Here is a 3,838-nt window from a genome sequence, read left to right on the forward strand (position 1 = left end):
TGCGCGGCATCGAAGAGAAAGAAGGCCTGCTGGAGGAGGGAGAGGAAACCCCATGACGATTGAAGAAACCGCTGGTTGGCTCCAAGCGCACGACCGCTTCCTGATCCTGACCCATGTGCGGCCGGACGGCGATACCGTAGGCTGCGCCGCTGCGCTGGGCGGCGCGCTGCGGCAGGACAGGGCCAGCATGAAGGCGGGCGCTGACCTGAATATCAACGCCGACGCTGTGGTTAGCGCTAATAACGCGCTGCTGTACGCAGGCAAAGATTTAAGTATTACGACAAGTAAAGATATAGAAAATAAAAAATCCCTGCTGTGGGCGGGGGAAAATATCAGCGTAACGGCGGACGGTTTTGCCAATCTGGACACCGCCCTGATCAGCTACGGCCAAAATGCGGAAATAAAAATTGCCGACGCTTTCTTAAACAGCGGCTCGACCATTAACGGCTGACGGCGGCTTCACTGACGAACAGCGGGCAGGGTGCTGTCAGTAGCGCGGGCGATGCGACGCTGCAAATTGGCGGCGCGTTGACTAACGACAACGCCACTATTTATACGGCTGGAACAAATAAAATTACGGCGGTCACTGTGGAAAACAGCAACAGCGCTTATCTGCACAGCGGCGGCAGCACGGAAATTGATGCCAAAGCCTTGCACAACGACAACGCTTCCATCGACGCGGGGGCGGATCTGCATTTGACGATTCCCGCTATCACCAACGAAAACGACGCTTATCTTGGAGTTGGCGGCACGCTGACCGTTGAGGGCGGCAGTTTGGTAAATCAAAACAAGGCTTATGTGGGCGCGGGGAAGGACGTAATTTACAGCGGGCAGGTTGTAAACAATAACAACGGCAGCTATATCGGTGCTGGGCGTGATGCCGTGTTTACGGCAGCGGTTTTGTTTGCCAATTCGCAAAAGGCAACGCTGGCCGTGGGCGGCGATTTGCATTTGCAAACGCAAGTCCTGACCAACGCCGACGCCAGCGCTATCGCCGTGGGCGGTAGCGCAGAGCTTTTGGCGCAAGCAAACCTGAGCAATAGCGGCGGCAGCCAGCTGGAAATCCAGCGGCGGGCGGCAATTACGACGGGCGTTCTGCTGAATGAAAACAGTTATTTAGGCATAGGCGGCGATGCGGAAATCAGCGCCGCAGACGAGCTGCGCAATACGGACGGCAGCTATCTGGCTGTGGACGGCAGTGCGGTTATTACCGCAGGGCGTTTTGCCAACAGCGGCAACAGCAGCGTTTTTGTGACGAAAAATCTGGAGCTGACCGGCGCGGGCGATTTTCTCAATGAGGACGGGCTGATCGCCATCGGCGGCAGCGGCGTTATCAGCGCGGCCAATATTTATAACCAAAACGGGGCGGGGCTGGCCTACGGCTCGCTACTCAACGCGGCGGGCAGCCTGACGCTGAATGCGCAAGGCACGCTGCTGAACCGTTCTTCGGATATTGAAAGCCAGCAGCAGATTACGATTTCTGCCAGAGATTTAATCAATAAGAAAGACGTTTTTGAAACCTCTTTTGCAGAAACTCATCAGGAGGTTTCCTATAAAATACCCCATTTGCAGGGCTCCAGATATTACGACGCGGTGCGGCGCTTCGACCGGCAGATTTTAACCGGCGTTATCGACGAGGAAACCAACGACGCCAATATTATCTCCGGCGGCGATATGACTATTGTTTTGCAAAATAATCTGACCAACCATTACAGCAAAATTGCGGCGGGCGGAAATTTAACGGTAGATGCGGGCGGCACAGCGGAAAATATAGGCTATCAGGGTACGAAGCATTATTACGACAATGGCGAGGACACTCACTATTGGAAGTATAAAAAGCACAGAAGATTCCATGTCGGCTGCAAGTGGATATACGGCACGACAGTCATTCCCTACAGCGACCATACGGTGTACGATTTGCCGCCGGGCGCTACAAGCGAGCGGCGCAGCCTGCTGAGCGGCGCGACGGGCATTAAGATAAATGCCGGAAAAATTGTGAACCGTACAATTCAGGCCGACGGGCGGGAATATGTAGCGACGGATGACACGAACCACGAAATTTTGCAGAACAATGTGACCGTGCCGGAATATAAGGAAAAAGAAGGCGTGGGAACAAATGTCGGAGCGGAGCTGGATAACAGCAGCGCCAGCGCGGCAGTACCCGTGCAGCTGAAAAAGCTGCTGGATATCGGGCAGCTGGCGATTAACAGCAAAATTTATACCTTAAACGCCGACCCCAGTGCGAAATATTTGGTGGAAACGAATAAAAAATATGCGGATTACCACGAATTTTTGTCCAGCGATTATTTGCTGGAAAGAGTAAAAGCCGACCCGGAGAAGGTCAGCAAGCGTTTGGGCGACGGCTATTTTGAGCAGAAGCTGGTGATAGAGCAGATTACGCAGCTGACGGGCAGGCAGTATTTAGAAAATTACGGCAGCGATATGGAGCAGTACGCGGCCTTGATGGAGGCGGGAGCACTGGCGGCGCAGGAAATGCAGCTTACCATCGGCGTGGGGCTGACGGCGCAGCAGGTTGCGACCTTAAAGAGCGACATTGTGTGGCTGGTGGAGGAACCGGTCAACGGGCAGAAGGTTTTGGTGCCGGAGGTTTACCTGGCCGGGGTGCGCGAGGAAGATTTAAAGCCCAGCGGCGCGCTGATTATCGGCGGCGAGGTGGAGCTGTACAGCAAGCAGGATATAGAAAACATCGGCACAATTAAGGCCGACGGCACGGTGGCCTTGCGCGGCGAAAATTTGCTGAACAGGGGAGCCGTGGCGGGTGAAAATATTCAAGCCGAAGCGGAAAAGAATATTGTAAACAGCGGCAGTATGCGGGCGAAAATCGACGCCATACTGCGTGGCGAGAATATTATAAATGAAGCGACGGCGGAGGAAAGCCAATATAAAGAATTAAACCAAACTAAAATCGCAGGCACGGGCAGCATCAGCGCAGGCCGGGATGTAACCTTAGAAGCCAGTGCGAACATTACCAACCGCGGCGGCATTCTGGCTGCGGAAAAGGACCTGACCTTGAGCGCGGGGAAAACCATAGACCTGACGGCCGTGGCTAACGAAAAGCATGTGGCTGTGGCCTACGGCAGCAGCAGCGCGGAAATCCACAGCGTGGAACAGCAGCAAAGCCTGCTGGCAGGAGAAAATATCAGCATAAACGCCGGTGAAAATGTGAACGTCAGCGGCGGTGTATTAAGTGCGGTCAAAAACGCGGAAATTAGCGCGGGTGGCGACGTGAATATAAATGCGGTAAAAGATATTTACAGCGAGGAATCCAGCGTGGGCAGCAGGGGCGGCAACTATTACGACCGCTTGCAGATTGTGGACGAAAGCGTGAAAGGCACGAATTTGGCCGCCGGAGAAAATATCACTGTGACCGGCGGACGGGATATTAACATTACGGGCAGTAATGTGACCAGCGAAAGCGGCAGGGCAGCCTTAAACGCTGAACAGAACGTCAATATTCAAAATGAAACAGAATACCACGAGCGGCTGTGAGAGCATCACGAGAAAGTGAGCGGTATTTTGAGCAGAAAGACCACGGACGTTTACGATTACAGCAATCTTAACGCCGTAGTGGGCAGCAATGTTTCGGCCAACGAAATTGCTGTTACCAGCGGCGCGGACACGAGCGTCAAGGGCAGCAATGTTGTAGCGGACGGCGAAGTAAAGATTGTGACCGGCGGCGATTTGCACATTGAAAGTGCGGAGCAGACCAGCGAAAGCGAATACGAAAAGCAAGTGAAAAAGAGCGGCCTTTTGAGCGGCGGTTTTGGCTTTACCATTGGCAAGGAAAAACAGCGGGACGAATACGCTAACCAAAACA

Annotated in this window: 1 protein-coding gene and 1 pseudogene; both read left to right on the top strand. The window is 53.8% G+C overall.

Going from position 1 to position 3,838, the window contains the following annotated elements; translation table 11 throughout:
• Positions 1-52 precede the first annotated feature (52 nt).
• On the top strand, positions 53-451 hold the full coding sequence (locus tag QZ105_RS10185; protein WP_293729811.1) for a hypothetical protein: 399 nt from the start codon (positions 53-55) through the stop codon (positions 449-451).
• Between the two features lie 800 nt (positions 452-1,251).
• Positions 1,252-3,838, top strand: a pseudogene (locus tag QZ105_RS10620) (S-layer family protein); the annotation flags it as partial.

Origin of the sequence: uncultured Phascolarctobacterium sp. (assembly GCF_905212365.1) — a bacterium.
Lineage (GTDB): Bacteria > Bacillota > Negativicutes > Acidaminococcales > Acidaminococcaceae > Phascolarctobacterium_A.

Bases quoted from the DNA above. Each gene is read 5' to 3' on its own strand.
- QZ105_RS10185 (WP_293729811.1), top strand. From the start codon at position 53: ATGACGATTGAAGAAACCGCTGGTTGGCTCCAAGCGCACGACCGCTTC.